Genomic DNA, 16185 nt, shown 5'->3' with positions numbered 1-16185 from the left:
ACAGGCCCTTCGCCGGCCCCGCGCGGGCCGGCGAAGAAGGGTCACAGCGTGAGGCTTCTGGTTACCGGCGGTGCCGGCTATGTGGGCAGCGTCTGCAGCACGGTGCTGCTCGAGCAGGGTCACGAGGTGGTGATCCTCGACGATCTGTCCACCGGCAACGCCGACGCCGTCCCGGCCGGCGCGGAATTCGTCGAGGGCGACATCGCGACCGCCGCCGCCGAGGTGCTCGGCGGCGGACAGCCCCGGTTCGACGGGGTGCTGCACTTCGCGGCCCAGTCCCTGGTCGGCGAGTCCGTCGAGCATCCGGACAAGTACTGGCACGGCAACGTCGTCGCGACCCTCGCCCTGCTGGACGCGATCCGCGCGTCGGGAACACCGCGGCTGGTGTTCTCGTCGACGGCGGCGACGTACGGCGAACCGGACCGGGTACCGATCACCGAGGATGCACCCGCCCGGCCCACCAACCCCTACGGCGCCACGAAACTCGCCATCGACCATGCGATCTCGTCGTACACGCGGGCGTACGGCCTGGCCGCGACGAGTCTGCGCTACTTCAACGTCGCGGGCGCATACCACGGTGCCGGCGAGAACCGCGTGGTCGAGACGCACCTGATTCCGCTCGTGCTGCAGGTGGCGCTCGGCCAGCGCGAGCGCATCTCGGTGTTCGGCACCGACTGGCCGACCAAGGACGGCACGGCGGTGCGGGACTACATCCACGTCAAGGACCTCGCCGACGCCCACCTGCTGGCACTCGCGGCCGCCCGGCCCGGCGAGCACGCCGTCTACAACCTCGGGAGCGGCGAGGGTTTCACCGTCCGGGAGGTCATCGAGGCGTGCCGCCGGGTGACGGGCCTGCCGATCACGGTGGTCGATGCACCCCGGCGCGCCGGGGACCCGGCCGTGCTGATCGCCTCGAGCCGCCGCGCCGTCGAGGAACTGGGCTGGAAGCCGCAGCACACGAGCCTCGACGAGATCGTCGCCGACGCGTGGGCCTACCTGCAGGAACTCGGCGACCGGTCGCACGCGGCACGGCGCTGAGCCGGCGCCGCACTCCCGGCGGTCACGCCGCCGGCTCGGGCGGGGGCATTCGCACTCCGAGCCGCGCGGCGATCTCGTAGCCGGTGTCGGCGAGGCCGCGCACGGTGTGCGGCCGCAGCCCAGCCTGCAGGGCCTGGTCGAGGAGGTCGGCGAGCCGGTGCCGCGGGTTCGACTCGAGCGCCACCCCCAGCGCGACCCCGGCGAGCGGTCCGTCGCCGCGAACGTACGCGCTGTAGCCGACGAGGGCGGCGGCCTCGGCTCGTTCCGGGTCCGGGAGCCGCCGGGTGAGCGCGACCCACAACCGCTCGGCGGTGTCGGCCTCGGCGCCCGCCGCGAGGGCCATCACGGCGTCGCGCACGGTCGAATTGGACAGCAGGACCGCGAGTTCGGCGAGCTCGGGCGCGAGCAGCTCGGCGCCGTCGTGGTGCCGGGCGATGTGGGCCAGCACGGCCTCGAGTTCCTGGCGGTCGGCGCGGTCGCGACCGCCGGCGCGAACGGCCAGTTCGTAGGCGAGGTCGCGCGCGTCGATCGCCTCGTCGATGTGGTCGGCGACCTGCATGCGCCCCGGCGTCGGCAGCGGGGCGAGCAGGTCGGCGAGTTCGGCGCGGGACCGCCGGATCGCCCCGCCCTCGAAGACGCGGGCAGCGGCGACGGGCGAGGACTGCGGGTCCGGCACCGTCCCGCGCACACCGCCGACGAGCGAGAACCATGTTCTGCCGCAAGCAATCTCGGAAACAGCGTGTGCGCCTGCGATGCGAACCCCGCGTCGGTCGAGGCGGACGGCGAAGTCGTCGAGCAGCCGGCAGGCCGCGGCGACGGCGGGGGCGTCGGGATGCTCGAGACGGTCGTCGACGAGGACGACGAGCACGGCGTCGGCGCCCTCCCGGTCGCAGAGCGCACCGAATCGGTCGAAGACGTCGCGCATCGCAGCCGGCGCCGGATCGTCCTCGCCGGGCGGCAGGATCAGGTCATGGCGCATGACGGCGCCGACGGTCGCGGACCGGGCACCGTCGCGCCCGCCGCCGGCATCGGACGCGAGGCTCAGCACGATCAGCGACCGTGCGGGAAGGAAGCCGAGCATGGCCGGCACGGCGGCGATCAGGTCCCCCGGATCGGTGAGTCGCAGCGGCCGGGGCGAGGAAGTCGATGTGGTCATGCGCCGACTGTCCCCGACGACCGGCACCTTCGGGGGCCGCGCGACCCGGATCCGTGGAATCTGGGGACGAGCGCCCCGGTTGTGGACAAGTGCTGCGGCCGCAGAAGTTCCGGCCGCCCGATGTCGGCGCCGGCTGGTAGCGTGCCGCGTCTCAGCCGACGCGGACGCGCTCCACGCTCGCCTCGAACACCCGGGCGAGGGTGGCGGTGTCGGCGGGCCCCGCACCGAAGGACATGTAGGTCACCAGCACCCGCACGTCGTCGACCTGGGCGATCCGGCTGGTCATCGACTGGGTGACCACCTCCCGGCCCTCGCCCGAGCGGACGGTGCGGGTGAACGCAAGGGTGGCCACCCCCGCGGCGGCCGGCGGCGCCGACGGGTCGACCGTGGTCGTCACCGTGGCGGTGACGCCCCGGCGGGTCGCCGCCACGACGGGGCATTCGACGAGACGGTCGCGGTAGGCGGCCAGTTCGTCGGTGACAGCGACGAGTTCGACCGAGATCGTGGCCCGGCTGTCGTTGTCCGTGCCGACCACCATCGCGGTCCCGTCCGGGCCGTAGTTCTGCGGCGACGGCAGACATCCGGGCGGATCCACCTTGGCCCCCTCCGGGACTCCGGTGAGGTCGGGAGCGGCCTGGGCGACCGCCTGCGGCGGCAGCACCACCGCGTCGTACGGCTCGGGGAACTGCTCGGGCGGCAGCAGCAGTTCGGCGAGGGGCCGGCTCGCGGTGCCGGCTTCGTCCGTGGTGGCCAGTGCGGCCGGCTCGGGCTGTGGTGTCCCGTCGACGGTCGCCGAGCAACCGGTCGCGAGCAGCACCGCGCCACCGATCACGGTCGCGCCCAGCCGACGGAGGGGCACCGGCCGGGTCCGGGGGCGGCGCGGCGTCCGGACGTCGTCTCCTGCGCTGTGGGTTCCCACCGGACCTCCGCTGTCGCGTCCCGCGGGGGCGGTGCCCCGGCAGAAGCTGATCACCAGTTCAACTAGACTCGAACTCCACCATGCCACGCCGGTGACCCGGCGGTATCACGGCGCCCCGGATCGAACGGAGGATGTTCGCATGGACGACCAGTCCCGCATGTACGAGCTCGAGTTCCCCGCTCCGCAGCTCACGTCTGCCGACGGCGAGGGTCCCGTGCTCGTGCACGGTCTCGAGGGGTTCGCCGACGCCGGGCATGCAGTGCGGCTCGCCACCACGCACCTGCGCGAGAGCCTCGAAAGCGAACTCGTGGCGTCGTTCGCCGTGGACGAGCTGATCGACTACCGGTCCCGGCGGCCGACCATGACGTTCAAGGCCGATCACTTCTCCGACTACGCCGCCCCCGAACTCAACCTGTACGCCCTGATCGACACGGCCGGAGCCCCCTTCCTGTTGCTGGCCGGCGCGGAGCCGGACCTGAAATGGGAGCGGTTCATCACGGCGGTGCGCCTGCTCGCCGAGCAGTTCGGCGTCCGGCGCACGATCGGGATCAGCGCGATCCCGATGGCGATCCCCCACACCCGCCCGCTGAGCGTGACGGCGCACTCGACGAACAAGGACCTGATCGCCGACCACCACCGCTGGACGGGCGAGCTGCAGGTGCCGGCGGGGGTGTCGTCGCTGCTCGAGCTGCGGATGGCTCAGCACGGGCACGAGTCGGTGGGGTTCTCGGTCCACGTGCCCCACTATCTGGCACAGACCGACTACCCGGGCGCTGCCGAGACGTTGCTCGAGAACGTCGCCGAAGCCGGGGGCCTCGCGTTGCCGCTGGCCGCGCTCGGCGAGGCCGCCGCACGGGTGCGTGAGCAGATCGACGAGCACATCGCCCAGAACGAGGAGGTGCAGGCGGTGGTCCGCGGACTCGAGCGGCAGTACGACAGCTATGTCGCCGCGCAGGAGCAGCAGGCCGCGCAGCTGCCGACGGACGAGAACCTGCCGACCGGCGAGGAGATCGGCGCCGAGTTCGAGCGTTTCCTCGCCGAATACGAGGATCGCGGCGGGAACGGACAGCCCGGCGAGGCGGATCCCCCCGCCTGACCGGGTTCGAATCGCCGCCTGTCCGACCCCGGATCATTACTCTCTCGTTACACTTTGCGTTGTGCAGGTCACATACAGTCAGTACGCTCAGTTCGACGAGTTGAGTTGAAGGGTCGGGCCGGCGACGGTTCGGCGCCTCGGACGCCAAAGGTCGACGAGGAACCGGCGGTCAGGAGACGCACATGGGTACACCGCGCACACGCACGCTCCGGCCGGTGCCGGACGCGGAGACACGGATGGTCTTCCGCACCATCCACGGGTACCGTCGCGCCTTCCGGCTCGCCGGCGACGGCCCCGCGCTGCTGCTGATCCACGGGATCGGCGACAACTCCTCGACCTGGCAGGAGGTCATCCCGCACCTGGCCCGCAAGTACACGGTCATCGCACCGGACCTGCTCGGCCACGGCCGCTCCGACAAGCCCCGCGCCGACTACTCGGTCGCCGCGTACGCCAACGGCGTGCGCGACCTGCTGTCGGTCCTGGACATCGAGCACGTCACCGTGGTCGGGCACTCCCTCGGCGGCGGCGTCGCGATGCAGTTCGCATACCAGTTCCCGCAGATGGTCGACCGGCTCATCCTGGTCTCGGCCGGCGGCGTCACCAAGGACGTCCACCCGGCGCTGCGCCTGCTGTCCATGCCCGGCCTGAGCGAGGTCCTCAAGCTGCTGCGTCTACCGGGGGCCATGCCCGCCGTACGCATCGCCGGCGGTCTGCTCGGACAGTTGCACGACACTCCGCTGCGGCCCGGCCCCTTCCTGCACGACACCTCGGATCTGATCCGCGTCCTGAGCGGATTGCCCGACCCCACCGCCTACGAGGCGTTCCTGCGGACGCTGCGGGCCGTCGTGGACTGGCGCGGCCAGGTGGTGACGATGCTCGACCGCTGTTACCTGACCGAGAACCTGCCCGTGCAACTGATCTGGGGAGATCACGACAGCGTGATCCCGGTCAGTCACGGTTACCTGGCGCATTCGGCGATGCCCAATTCCCGGCTCGACGTCTTCCGCGGCGCCGGTCATTTCCCGTTCCGGGACGATCCCATCCGGTTCCTGCGGGTCGTCGAGGAATTCCTCGACTCCACCGCACCCCTCGTGTTCGACGAGCAACGCTGGCGCGAGTTGCTGATCAACGGCGTCAGCGAGAACCAGATCACCGGCGGTCCGGCCACCCGCAGGGCCGTGCTCGGCGCGATGGGCGCCGACGAACGCAGCGCCACCTGAGCGACCTGCCGCGCACGGCGCGTCGGCGCGGTCACGGCGGCAACAACTAGCCTGGAGCGGTGCTGCTTCCGGATCTGACCCCCGACATCGTCGACGAGGACTCGCTGTTCGACGCCTTCACTACCTTCACGACCGGGCGCGGCCTCTCGCTGTACCCGGCGCAGGAGGAGGCGCTGCTGGAGCTGGTCTCCGGGTCGAACGTGATCCTCGCGACGCCCACCGGGTCGGGCAAGTCGATGGTGGCGCTCGGCGCGCACTTCTTCGCCCTCGCCACCGGTACGCGCACGTTCTACACGGCCCCGATCAAGGCGCTGGTCAGCGAGAAGTTCTTCGCGTTGTGCGAGGTGTTCGGCGCCGACCGGGTCGGGATGATGACCGGCGACGCCTCGGTGAACCCCGGTGCGCCGATCATCTGCGCCACCGCCGAGATCGTCGCCAATCTGGCGCTGCGCGAGGGCGCCGACTCGGACATCGGCCAGGTGGTGATGGACGAGTTCCACTTCTACTCGGAGCCGGACCGCGGGTGGGCCTGGCAGGTGCCCCTCGTGGAACTGCCCCGCGCGCAGTTCCTGTTGATGTCGGCGACCCTCGGCGACGTCACCTTCCTGAAGAAGGACCTGACCCGGCGCACCGGCCGCACCACCACCGAGGTGTCCGGTTCCGAGCGGCCGGTGCCGCTGTCCTTCTCCTACTCCCAGAAGCCCATCGGCGAAGAGATCGAGGAACTGGTCACCACGCACCAGGCCCCCGTCTACGTCGTCCACTTCACCCAGGCCGCCGCCCTGGAGCGGGCGCAGGCCCTGACCAGCGTCAGCATGTGCTCGCGCGAGGAGAAGGACGCGATCGCCGAGGCGATCGGCGCGTTCCGGTTCTCCACCGGCTTCGGCAAGACGCTGTCGCGGCTGGTGCGGCACGGCATCGGCGTGCACCACGCCGGGATGCTGCCGAAGTACCGGCGGCTCGTCGAGCGGCTGGCCCAGGACGGCCTGCTGAAGGTCATCTGCGGCACCGACACCCTCGGGGTGGGTATCAACGTGCCCATCCGGACGGTGCTGCTGACCGGCCTGACGAAGTACGACGGCACCCGGACCCGGCAGCTCAAGGCCCGCGAGTTCCATCAGATCGCCGGCCGCGCCGGCCGCGCCGGGTTCGACACGATGGGCACCGTCGTGGTGCAGGCGCCCGAGCACGAGATCGAGAACGTGCGCGCCCTCGCCAAGGCCGGTGACGACCCGAAGAAGCGCCGCAAGGTGCAGCGCAAGAAGCCGCCCGAGGGATTCGTCTCGTGGGGCGAGGGCACGTTCGAGAAGCTCGTCGCCGCCTCCCCCGAGCCGCTCACTTCGCGCTTCTCCGTGAGCAATTCGATGCTGCTGAACGTGATCGCCCGCCCGGGAAGCTGTTTCGAGGCGATGCGCCATCTGCTCGAGGACAACCACGAAGCGCGCCCCGCCCAGCGCCGGCACATCCTCAAGGCGATCTCGCTGTACCGGGGGCTGGTGCAGGCCGGAGTGGTGCAGCAGCTCGACGAGCCCGACGAGTTCGGCCGGACGGCGCGGCTGACCGTGGACCTGCAGCGCGACTTCGCGCTGAACCAGCCGCTGTCGCCGTTCGCGCTCGCCGCGATCGAGCTGCTCGACATCGACTCCCCCACCTATGCGCTGGACGTGGTGTCGGTGATCGAGTCCACGCTCGACGATCCGCGGCAGATCCTCATGGCGCAGCAGCACGCCGCGCGCGGTGAGGCTGTGCAGCAGATGAAGGCCGACGGCATCGAGTACGAGGAGCGCATGGAGCTGCTCGAGGAGATCACCTGGCCGAAGCCACTGGCGGAACTCCTCGACCCAGCGTTCGAGACCTACCGCGCCGGGCATCCGTGGGTCTCGGAGTTCCCGCTGTCCCCCAAGTCGGTGGTGCGGGACATGGTCGAGAATGCCATGACGTTCGCCGAGCTGGTCGGTCACTACGGCCTGACCCGTTCGGAGGGACTGGTGCTGCGCTACCTTGCGGACGCCTACCGGGCGCTGCGCCAGACGGTTCCGGACGCGGCCCGCACCGAGGAACTCGAGGACCTCACCGAGTGGCTGGGCGAGCTGATCCGCCAGGTCGATTCGAGCCTGCTCGACGAGTGGGAGTCCCTGACCAACCCCGGCGTCGAATCCGACGATCAGCAGGTGGCGTTCGGCGCGGATGTGCCCAAACCGATCTCGGCAAACACGCGGGCGTTCAAGGTGATGGTGCGCAATGCGATGTTCAAGCGGGTGGAACTGGCGTCGCGGCGACGTTGGAACGAGCTCGCCGAGCTGGGCGACGGGCTCGAGGCACAGGACTGGACCGATCTGCTCGAGCTGTATTTCGAGGAGTACGACGAGATCGGCACCGGCCCCGACGCACGAGGGCCGCAGCTGTTCACCGTGGTCGAGGAGAAGGATCTGTGGCGGGTCCGGCAGACCCTGGCCGACCCCGCAGGGGACCACGGCTGGGCGCTGCTCGGCGAGGTGAACCTGGCCGAGTCCGACGCGGCCGGCGAGGTGGTGTTCGACGAGTTCGAGATCGTCGAGGGCTGAGCGGTGCCGTCGTCCCTCGTCCTGCGTGGCGCCCGCACGGCGCCCGGTGCCGCCCCGGTCGACCTGCCGATCACCGGCGACCGCATCGGCGGTGACATCGCGGGTGCCGCCCAGGTCGTCGACGTCGGCGGGCGACTGGTGCTGCCGGGCCTGTGGGACGCGCACGTGCACTTCGACCAGTGGGCCCTCGCTCAGGCCGCGCTCGACCTGTCGGGCGCGACGTCGGCCGCGCACGCGGTCGCGCTGGTGGCTGCCCGCCTGGCCGGTGACTCCGCCCCCGTCGTGGTCGCGCACGGTTTCCGCGACGGGCTGTGGCCGGACACGCCCACCGCTGCGGCGCTCGATGCGATCGCCCCCGCCCGGCCGGTCGTCGCGTTCAGCGGGGACCTGCACAGCGCCTGGTTCAATACCGCTGCGCTACGGCGTTTCTCGATGCCTCCGCACCCGACGGGGTTGCTGCGGGAGACCGAGTTCATGCCGCTGATGAACGAGATCCAGCGCGTCGGCCCCGAGGTGCGCGATCGCCTCGTGGACTCCGCGGCCCGGGCGGCCGCGGCCCGCGGCGTGGTGGGCGTCGTCGACTTCGAGATCGCGGACACTCTCGCCGTGTGGCGGCGCCGCATCGGCGCCGGGACGCGGCACCTGCGTGTGCGGTGCGGGATCTGGCCCCGGTGGCTGGACGCGGCGATCGCGGCGGGCATGCGCACCGGCGACGTGGTACCCGGCACCGCGGGGCTGGCGACGGTGGGCCCGCTGAAGGTGATCGTCGACGGATCGCTCGGCACCCGCACCGCCTACTGCCACGACCCGTATCCCGACGGCGGGCACGGGGTGTTGTCGGTGCCGCCGGAACGGCTCGAGCCGCTGATGCGCCACGCCCACGAACACGGGGTCGAGAGCGCGATCCACGCGATCGGTGACCACGCCTGTGAGCACGTGCTCGACGCGTTCGCCGCCACCGGCGCGCGCGGCAGCGTCGAGCACGCCCAGTTCGTGGCCGAGCGCGACTTCCCGCGGTTCGCCCGGTCGGGTGTGACGGCGAGCATCCAGCCGGCGCACGTGTACGACGACGTGGGCCTGGCCGAACGGTACTGGTCCGGCCGCACGCACCGCGCCTTCCCGTACGGGACGCTGCACGCGGCCGGGGCGCGGCTGGTACTGGGCTCCGACGCGCCGGTCGCGCCCCTGGATCCGTGGCGGACGCTGGCCGCCGCGATCGACCGCACGCAGCCCGACGGCCGGGTCTGGCACCGCGAACACGAACTGGACCTGCGGGTGGCGCTGGCCGCGTCCACCGGTGGTCGTGCCCGCGTCGCCGTCGGCGACGTCGCCGACCTGGTGGTGCTCGACGCGGACACGCTGCCCCGCGCCGGCGCGGAGCTGGCCGCGACGGCGGTGTGGGGCACGATGCTCGGCGGACGCTGGACGCACGGGCCGCTAGCCTGAGCGGGTGAGCGAAGAGTCCGCCCCGGCGTTCCGGCTGGCCTACGTCCCCGGGGTCACCCCCGCGAAATGGGTGCGGGTGTGGGCGGAGCGGATACCCGACGTCCCCCTCGAGCTGGTGCCGGTGGCCGCCGTCGACGGCGAGGCCGCGGTGCGCGACGGCACGGTCGACGCCGCGGTGCTGCGGCTGCCGCTGCCGCGCGAGGGATTGTCGGTGATCAATCTCTACACCGAGGTATCGGTGGTGGTGGTACCCGAGGAGCATGCCGTCGCGGCCGTCGACGAACTGAGCGTCGCCGATCTCGCGGAGGAAACGGTGCTGCATCCGCACGACGACGTGCTGGACTGGGCGCGCCTGCCGGGAGAGGAGGCGTTCGAGCGCCCGGCCACGACGGAGACGGCCGTGTCGTACGTCGCCTCCGAGGCGGGGGTGCTGGTCGTGCCGCAGTCGCTGGCCCGGCTGTACCACCGCAAGGATCTGACGTACCGGCCGGTGACCGATGCCCCGCAGTCGCAGGTGGGCCTGGTGTGGTTTTCGGAGCGGACCACCGATCTGGTCGAGGAGTTCGTCGGGATCGTGCGCGGCCGCACCGCCAACAGCTCCCGCGGCCGGCAGGACGAGTCCCCGCCGAAGCAGAAGCGGCGCGGGGAGCGGCAAGGATCGCAGCCGAAGAAGGTGGTCGGCGACAAGAAGCCGAAGACCCGTCGCGGAAACGCGGGCCGGCCGAAGAGCGCGGGGCGGGCGCGCCGGCGCCGGTAGCGGCCACGGTGACCGGCGGCCCGGGCGACGCGGCGCGGCCGCCGCGGCCGCGCCGGACCGCTCACGCGGACCGCACCAGGCAGAACAGGTGGCCGCTCGGATCGCGGTAGGTGCGGAAGGTCGGGCTGGGGTTGGGCCCGGCGACGCGGGTTGCGCCGTGCCGCAGCACCCACTCCTCCGCGGCGTCGAGGTCGTCGACCTCGAGGTCCAGGTGTGCCTGCAGCCCGACCCGGTCGTCCGGCCACGTCGACGGGGTGAACTCGGGGGCCAGCTGGAACGCCAGGCCCCCACCGGCCGGGGCGCGCAACTGGACCCAGTCGTCGTCGGTGGCGGCGTCGTCGATGTCCCAGCCGAGCAGCACGGCGTAGAACGAGGCCAGCCCGGACGGGTCCGGCGTGTCGAGGACGTAGACCTGCAGTGCGATGGCGGGGCGCGACATGGGCTCATGATCCCGCGAAGTCGTCGCGCGGACCCGGGAACGGGCCTATCCGGCGGTGTGGGCCCCCGGCGTGGCGACCGAGCGCACCAGCCTCTCACCCGTTCTGGGGAGGCACGACCTCGATCTCGCGCCCCCAGGCGACCCCGGGCGCGGCCGGCAGCCGGTCCCCGCTCCAGAACCGTCCGGGGTCGTACCAGTTGCTGCCGCGTCCGCGTTGCTCGAGCAGCCCCATCGCCTCGAGGGTCGCGCCCACCACCTCGGCGCAGTACGCGCGCTCGAGACCCGCATCCGCCGTGCGCTTCCGCCAGGGCAGCCGGCCGGCGAACCAGCGGCCCGCCAGCCGGCCCGTGGAGGGGAACGGCGTGCCGTCCAGCCGGGCGACGGTGCGCAGCAGCTGATCCTCCTGCGCCGGCGTCACCTCGACGCCGAGCTGGCGCAGCCAGCCGCGCTGCCCGTACCGGGCACTCCACACCTGCACCGCCTCGCGCAGGTCGTGCAGCTGCACACCGCGGTGGTGCCGGCCGGTCCACATGTCCGGCAGGCTCCGGCCCAGCTCGGCGTGCCACATCAGCGGGGGCAGATCGTCGAGCACCACCGCCATGCCGACGTGGTTGACGGGGGCGTTGGTCAGCGTCTGGATCGCCCGGTCGGCGTGGCTGCTGCCGCGGAAGATCCAGAGGTCGCCGGTGCGGGTCAGCGCCACCGCGTCGTCGAGGGTGATCCGGGACCGCGCTGACCTCCGCTGCTGCATGACCGACAGCCTCTCACGCGGGGAGGCAACGGGTTCCGGCCGCCGAGCACGGCAGCGGCCGACCCGCCGTCGCCGCCCCGCACCGATACGCCTCACCCGAGGTTGACAGTGCGGCAGACGGCGCTACGGTGCAGGGATGGACCACGAGGTCCGGTACGCCGCCGGCGGGGATGTCAGCATCGCGTACCAGGTGCTGGGCAGAGCGGGACCCGACCTCGTCTTCGTTCCGGGATTCGTCTCGCACCTCGACCTCGCCTGGGAGGAGCGATTCTTCGCGCGTTTCCTGCGCGGCCTGGCGTCGTTCGCCCGGTTGATCTGGTTCGACAAGCGGGGAACCGGCCTGTCGGACGTGCCGCGGGAGGAGATGTCCATGGACGCCTGCGTCGAGGACGTCCGCGCCGTGATGGACGCCGCCGGGTCCCGGCGGGCGACCCTGTTCGGGGTCGCCGTCGGCGCCGGGATCTGCACCTCGTTCGCGTTGAAGTACCCCGGCCGCACACGTTCGATGATCCTGTGGGACGCGCATGCCCGGCTCCTGGAGGACGACGGGTATGCGGCGGGGTGGAGCGAGGAGTTCTTCTCGTCGGTCCTGGCCGGCATCGACGAGGGGTGGGCGACGGGCTCGGGCATCGCGTCGATGAATCCGACCCTGGCCGGTGACGAGCGGTATCGATCCTGGTTCGCGCGTCACGCCCGGGCGGCGGCGGGCCCGGCGCAGGCACGGGAACTGTTCCGGCTCTGCGCGGCGACCGATCTTCGTCCGAGGCTGCACGAGATCCGGGTCCCGACGCTCCTGCTCCACCACGTCGACGATCCGTGGCTGTCGGTCGAGCACTCCCGCTACGTCGCGGCGCGCATTCCGGGCGCGACACTCGTCGAACTGCCCGGGATCGACCACTGGCCCTGGATCGGCGACATGGACGCGGTGCTGATCGAGATCGAGGCCTTCCTGACGGGGGTACGGCGGGGCCGCCGGAACCGCCCGGCCTGGGGGCCGGAGGCCCTGACCACCCGGGAACGGGAGGTGGGCGCGCTGGCAGTCGCCGGACTCAGCTCCCTCGAGATCGGCCGGCGCCTGTTCATCGGCGAGCGAACGGTCGAGACCCACCTCGCCAACATCTACGCGAAGCTCGGCATCAACTCGAGGGTGGAGCTGGTGCGGCGGGCGGTCGAATTCGGTCTGTGAGCCGGCGTCCGGCACCACCGGGACGGCGCGCGACGTCCGTACTGGTACCGATGCACTCATCTCTGTTGTGCGCATACCGTTCTCTTCGAGAGCGGTTGCAGGAGGTGCATCATGAACAGGCACGCCGAAGTCGGCCACCGGCAGTCGATCCACGATCTGATCCCCCGCCTTCGACAGGCGTCCACACTGTGCGACGGACCGGAGTCGGTCCGTGCGGTTCTGGCCGCAGCAGTAGCCGACGACAGCGACTGGCTGGACCCGCAGTACCAGGAGCGTCCCGAGACGCGGGACTGGGTGCTGTACCCCCTCTACCGGGCCTCGGACGGGCGCCTGTCGATCCTGGTGGCGGTGTTCAGGGCCGGAGTGAGCACTCCGGTCCACAATCACGGTGCGTGGGCCGTGGTCGGCGTGTATCGGGGCCGGGAACGGGAGACGTGGTATCGCCGGCTCGACGACGGGAGTGTGCCGGGCAGGGCCCGGCTGAAGATTGCCGACACCTTCGTGAACCCACGGGGCACGGTGACCGTCGTTCCCGACGGAACGATCCACTCGGTGGAGGCGCTCGACGGGACCGACGCGATCTCGATCCACGTCTACGGCACGGACATTCTCACGCAGGACCGCAGCACGTTCGATCTGCGGACGGGCAGCGAGGCGCCCTTCCGTCCCGACTTCACCGACCTCGGACCCGAGCGCTGACGGCCCGGCGGCGGCGGTTGTTGCACCGTATCCACCGGAAGGAGGAGGACGTGACGACGGGAGCGGAGACCCGTGATCGACGATCCGCCGGAAAGCTGCCGGAGCGGGAGCCCGTGCGGGTGGAACTCCGGCCGGTCGACGCGGTCGATGTGACGACGCTGGTGGACAACTCCTCCGATGTGCTTCTGTCCGACGTGGGGCCCGTACGCCGCTGGGGGCTGGCCGGATCGGCAGGTCCGCTCCCGATCGTCCCCAGCGATCTGGCGGTCGGATCCCGCACTGTCGACCTCCTCCGGGCGGAGCACGGGTTCTCCGTACTGATCGAGATCCGGGTCGGCGGAACCACGCACCGCGTGCTCTACGACGCGGGGGCCACGCCGGACGGTCTGATGGCGAACCTCGATCGGCTGGCGATCTCCCCGGACGGCATCGAGGCGATCGTGTTCAGCCACGGCCACTTCGACCACGTCATGGGTCTGCAGGGCCTCGCCCGCCGGCTCGGCTCCCGGCGGCTGCCGATCCTCGTGCACCCCGACTTCTGGACGAGACGGCGCATCGTCGGTCCCGGCGGCGCCTTCGAGCTACCGACACCGAGCCGCGCGGCGATCGAGGGCGCGGGATTCGTCGTCGTCGAGAACCGGCGCCCCTCCTTCCTGCTGGACGGAATGCTCCTGGTGACCGGCCGGATCGCCCGGACCATCGAGTACGAGACCGGCATGCCCGGCCATCAAGCCCACCGGCACGGCCGCTGGCGGCCCGATCCGCTCATCCACGACGACCAGGCCGTCGTCCTGCACCTCCGCGACCGGGGACTCGTCGTGCTCACCGGATGCGGGCACGCCGGGCTGATCAACATCCTCGAGCACGCCGAGCGGCTCACCGGGGTCGGCCGGCTCCATGCCGTCCTCGGTGGGTTCCATCTCCGCGACGGTCCGATCGTCCCTCGGACGGTGACCGCCCTCGCGGCGGCGGATCCCGCCGTGGTCGTGCCCGCCCACTGCACGTCGTGGAAGGCGCAGCACGCGCTGTTCACCGCCCTCCCGGACGCCTTCCACCCCAATGCCGTCGGCAGCCGATTCGAATTCCGGACAAGCCCGCAGCCGGATACGACCGCGCAGGGACGCAACGGAGCACCGGACAGGCCCTGATCCACACTGTTCGGCCGGAGCGTCCGGGCGGTCGCGCCGGTCGACGGTGGCGAGCATCGGTCACAGGTGAGCGCGGCCCCGGCCCAACCCCTACCGTCTAGGCTCGCGCCCATGGCATTGAAGGGCAGGCAGTGGTGGAAACTCGTCGGACTCGCCGGTGTGGTCGGCGTCGCGGCGACGGGCGCGGTCGTCGCGCGCGACGAGCGCAGACGACGCGCCCACACGCCCGACGAGGTACGCACGGTGCTCCACGACCGCTACGCCCGCGTCGCCGCCGCGCACGACACGCAGGGCGCGGTGCCGTTGGACGACGTGCCCACGGGACTGCGCGAGCGGATCTGCACTGTGCTGCAACGGATCCGCCCCCGCCGCTGACGCGACCCGCGCCGCCGAATCGGTCGGCGCCGCTCGACCGTCGATCAACCCAGGGCCGAGGCGAACCCGTCCACGAGGTCCTGCACCTGCTCGTCCGTCATCACGAACGACGGCGAGATCTGCAGCGCACCCTGTCCCGCCGCCCGGCTCGAAACCCCGTGCCGCCGAAGCGCTTTCACGAACTCCGGCGCCTCACCCGGGTCGGCGAGCTGCACTGCGGCGACGGCGCCGAGACCGCTGCGGACCTCCGCGACGCGCGGGTGCCCGGCCAGCGGGGACAGCTTCTCGTGCAGGGTCCGCTCCAACCGCGCCGACTCGTCGAGCAGGTTCTCGCGCTCGAGAATGTCCAGGTTCGCCAGGGCGGCCGCGGCGGCACCGGCGTGCCCGCCGTAGGTGTAGCCGTGCCGCCACCACACCCCGCCGGCGAAGAACGGCTCGGCCACCCTCGGCGCCACGAACACCGCGCCCATCGGCACGTACCCCGAGGTGAGGCCCTTCGCCGTGGTGATCAGGTCGGGTTCCAGGCCGAACCGGCCCGACGCGAACCACGACCCACCGATACGGCCGAAGCCGGTGACCACTTCGTCGACCACGAAGAGCACGTCGTGCTCGCGGCAGATGTCGCGGACCTCGGCGAGATAGCCCTCCGGCGGCAGGTACACGCCACCCGCGCCGATGATCGGCTCGCAGAAGAACGCTGCGATCCGGTCCGCGCCGACCCGCTCGATGAGGGCGAGCAGCGACTTCGCGTCGTCCCAGGCCACCTTCGCGGCGTCGTCCCACAGGTTCCCGTACCCCTCGGCGTTGACGGGGATCCCGGCGAGCGAGGTGCCTCCGACGTGCATGCCGTGGTAGGCCTTCTCGCGGCTGACGACGAGGGTCTTCTCCGGCCGGCCCATCTCCTGCCAGTAGCGGCGCGTCAGCTTGGCCGCCGTGTCGATCGAGTCGGAACCGCCCGAGGTGAAGAAGATCTTGCTGCCGGGAACGGGAGCGATCGCCGCGAGCCGCTCGGCCAGCTCGACGGTCGGCTCCGCGGCGAGGTCCCCGAAGTTGGAGTAGTGCGCCACCTTCGCCAGCTGTGCCGCCACCGCGTCACCGATCTCGGAACGGCCGTGGCCGACGTTCGCGAACCACAGGCCGGCGGTGGCGTCGAGATAGCGGGTGCCGGCGGAATCCCAGATGTAGGCGCCCTCTCCGCGCGCGACGACGAACGCACCGTCCCGCTCGACGACACCCATGTCTGCGAACCCGTGCCACAACGCGCCCACGATCTGCTCCTGTTCCACGACCGGTGATGAAATTGCCATCCTATGCGGCGACGGTCCGCGGGCGCCGCGCGGCGACGGTCCGCGCTTCGCTAGGCTGTTGATTCAGCATGTCCACCTCACCCG

15 protein-coding genes are annotated in these 16185 nt (G+C 71.7%); 10 read left to right on the top strand and 5 right to left on the bottom strand.

What is annotated here, in order from left to right:
* Window positions 1-48: 48 nt before the first annotated feature.
* Window positions 49-1038, top strand: coding sequence for a UDP-glucose 4-epimerase GalE (gene galE, locus G6038_RS24130; RefSeq protein ID WP_165040454.1), 990 nt, complete (start codon window positions 49-51; stop codon window positions 1036-1038).
* Window positions 1039-1060: 22 nt separating this feature from the next.
* Here the strand turns inward: galE and G6038_RS24125 are convergent, their stop codons facing one another.
* Window positions 1061-2194, bottom strand: a complete 1134-nt coding sequence (locus G6038_RS24125; protein ID WP_165040452.1) for a DUF4192 domain-containing protein — start codon at window positions 2192-2194, stop codon at window positions 1061-1063.
* 151 nt (window positions 2195-2345) lie between these two features.
* Window positions 2346-3113, bottom strand: coding sequence for a sensor domain-containing protein (locus tag G6038_RS24120; protein ID WP_165040450.1), 768 nt, complete (start codon window positions 3111-3113; stop codon window positions 2346-2348).
* A 139-nt stretch (window positions 3114-3252) separates the two neighbouring features.
* Here G6038_RS24120 and G6038_RS24115 point away from each other — a divergent pair, with 139 nt between their 5' ends.
* From G6038_RS24115 to G6038_RS24095, 5 genes are all read left to right on the top strand, one after another.
* On the top strand, window positions 3253-4209 hold the full coding sequence (locus G6038_RS24115; RefSeq protein WP_165040449.1) for a PAC2 family protein: 957 nt from the start codon (window positions 3253-3255) through the stop codon (window positions 4207-4209).
* A gap of 182 nt (window positions 4210-4391) precedes the next feature.
* Window positions 4392-5429, top strand: coding sequence for an alpha/beta hydrolase (locus G6038_RS24110; protein WP_165040447.1), 1038 nt, complete (start codon window positions 4392-4394; stop codon window positions 5427-5429).
* Between the two features lie 59 nt (window positions 5430-5488).
* Window positions 5489-7993 (top strand): DEAD/DEAH box helicase, encoded by a 2505-nt coding sequence (locus G6038_RS24105; protein WP_165040445.1) that lies wholly within the window; start codon window positions 5489-5491, stop codon window positions 7991-7993.
* A gap of 3 nt (window positions 7994-7996) precedes the next feature.
* Complete coding sequence (locus G6038_RS24100; RefSeq protein ID WP_165040443.1) at window positions 7997-9439, top strand: amidohydrolase family protein; 1443 nt, start codon at window positions 7997-7999, stop codon at window positions 9437-9439.
* A gap of 4 nt (window positions 9440-9443) precedes the next feature.
* Window positions 9444-10196 (top strand): LysR substrate-binding domain-containing protein, encoded by a 753-nt coding sequence (locus G6038_RS24095; protein WP_165040441.1) that lies wholly within the window; start codon window positions 9444-9446, stop codon window positions 10194-10196.
* A gap of 61 nt (window positions 10197-10257) precedes the next feature.
* Here G6038_RS24095 and G6038_RS24090 read toward each other — a convergent pair whose 3' ends face one another.
* Together G6038_RS24090 and G6038_RS24085 are read right to left on the bottom strand one after the other, a co-directional pair.
* Complete coding sequence (locus tag G6038_RS24090) at window positions 10258-10635, bottom strand: VOC family protein (protein ID WP_165040439.1); 378 nt, start codon at window positions 10633-10635, stop codon at window positions 10258-10260.
* Between the two features lie 94 nt (window positions 10636-10729).
* A complete protein-coding gene (locus tag G6038_RS24085) occupies window positions 10730-11386 on the bottom strand; it encodes a hypothetical protein (RefSeq protein ID WP_165040437.1) in 657 nt (218 codons plus the stop codon).
* A 136-nt stretch (window positions 11387-11522) separates the two neighbouring features.
* Between G6038_RS24085 and G6038_RS24080 the strand changes: the two genes are divergently transcribed.
* The 4 genes from G6038_RS24080 (at window position 11523) to G6038_RS24065 (ending at window position 14794) form a co-directional block, all read left to right on the top strand.
* Window positions 11523-12572 carry an alpha/beta fold hydrolase gene (locus G6038_RS24080; RefSeq protein ID WP_165040434.1) on the top strand — a complete coding sequence of 350 codons (1050 nt, stop codon included), beginning with the start codon at window positions 11523-11525 and terminating at the stop codon, window positions 12570-12572.
* 111 nt (window positions 12573-12683) lie between these two features.
* Window positions 12684-13271, top strand: a complete 588-nt coding sequence (locus tag G6038_RS24075; RefSeq protein ID WP_165040432.1) for a cysteine dioxygenase family protein — start codon at window positions 12684-12686, stop codon at window positions 13269-13271.
* A 50-nt stretch (window positions 13272-13321) separates the two neighbouring features.
* Window positions 13322-14419: an MBL fold metallo-hydrolase gene (locus G6038_RS24070; RefSeq protein WP_346772906.1), complete on the top strand. Its 1098-nt coding sequence runs from the start codon at window positions 13322-13324 to the stop codon at window positions 14417-14419.
* Between the two features lie 111 nt (window positions 14420-14530).
* Window positions 14531-14794 (top strand): hypothetical protein, encoded by a 264-nt coding sequence (locus G6038_RS24065; RefSeq protein WP_165040430.1) that lies wholly within the window; start codon window positions 14531-14533, stop codon window positions 14792-14794.
* 44 nt (window positions 14795-14838) lie between these two features.
* Here the strand turns inward: G6038_RS24065 and G6038_RS24060 are convergent, their stop codons facing one another.
* The gene (locus G6038_RS24060) at window positions 14839-16101 is read right to left on the bottom strand and encodes an aminotransferase class III-fold pyridoxal phosphate-dependent enzyme (protein ID WP_165040428.1); all 1263 of its coding nucleotides are present in this window, start codon (window positions 16099-16101) and stop codon (window positions 14839-14841) included.
* Between the last annotated feature and the right edge of the window lie 84 nt (window positions 16102-16185).

The sequence above is a fragment of the Rhodococcus sp. 14C212 genome (assembly GCF_011058195.1).
Taxonomy (GTDB): Bacteria; Actinomycetota; Actinomycetes; order Mycobacteriales; family Mycobacteriaceae; genus Rhodococcus; species Rhodococcus aetherivorans.
The sequence above is the reverse complement of the archived record's forward strand: the minus strand, read 5'-3'. Positions and strand labels throughout refer to the sequence as shown.